This is a genomic window from Treponema sp. R8-4-B8, from assembly GCF_054786175.1.
The window spans coordinates 1-1,202 of the sequence record NZ_BDHE01000108.1 but is presented as its reverse complement, the minus strand read 5'-3'; the positions used below and the strand labels follow the sequence as shown (position 1 = coordinate 1,202).

Genomic DNA, 1,202 nt, shown 5'->3' with positions numbered 1-1,202 from the left:
GTTGACGGCGTTTCCATATCAAAACCGCGGGAGTATTCCTGCGGAAATTTATTGCGAAGGAGCAAAAAATGAAAAATTTGCAAAAAATGTGGGTGCTTGTATTGATCGTGGGATTAGTTTTTGGACTAGTGGGGTGTTCTGAGGATGATGATAAAAAAACAGGGAATGATATTGATTATACTAACTATGCTTCTCCAGACTATTCCATCCAGGTAAAAAATGATTCCAATAAAAAATTGGTCGCGTTTCTTGGTGAACCAAATTCTGAAAACTTAATTAGCGGTATTCCTACAGGCGGCAGCGTACACGGACTAAAAAAGGATCCCAGGCTTTTTCCCAATACCTCTTCTTTTGATTTCGTATTATTTTTGGTAACAGAAGAAGACTATCTGGCAAATAAAGATAATCTTTCTTCTTTAAAGAATAAACCATTTACCAGGCTTTATGCTTATCACAATAAAAATTCGTCAAACGCTAATGTCTATAGGATAAGCGGTATTTTGGGGGGTACAAAAAGGATAATATTACAAAATGCCACCAATTATAATGTCGAATTACGGGATGATAGCGAAGAATACGGACGAACAATTGGTTATACTACAAGGCAAACATATAATACAACATTTTATGTTGATGCTGATGATTATATGGTTTTCCCTGTATTTAGAAAATTCAGCGATGCATTGGGCGAGATAGTGTCAGGATATCCTGTTTTTCAGGAAGACGGCCCCTTAAAAGGTAAAGCATATTTCACTGAATTCAGCTTACATTCAACAGATGAGGTAACTATTAATGCATTAGATTTTGTTTCCGGTATTAAGGTTCAAGCCGGCGCTGCTTTCTTGATAATACAAAATAATAGTGGAGTTGGAATTAGCCTCTGGGACGGAATTACTCGGCAAACAACAGAATCGGGCGGTCAGGTAATAAATCCTAATGACTCAATGATATTCCCGATATATGCGGCTAGAGTACAACAAACATTTATTCCGTATATCCAAAAAGGGCAATTTAAGATTGGTACTTCGGCAACGCAACATATTATACCGTTACCAACTGATTCATATACAGATGGCGCTAATATAAATGTAAGTAATGTCTATTTAGAAGGTAAAATTTACACAATAAACGTTACCGGAACTAATGCGAATACATTGGCTTTTTCTCCAGTTACCAGAACCGGAGATTGGGATTGGCAAGAA

At 36.9% G+C, this 1,202-nt stretch carries 1 protein-coding gene; it reads left to right on the top strand.

The window, feature by feature from the left end:
• Positions 1-68 precede the first annotated feature (68 nt).
• Positions 69-1,202, top strand: a 1,134-nt coding sequence (locus ACYVRA_RS06595) for a hypothetical protein (RefSeq protein WP_461251951.1), incomplete at its 3' end; no start/stop codon positions are given.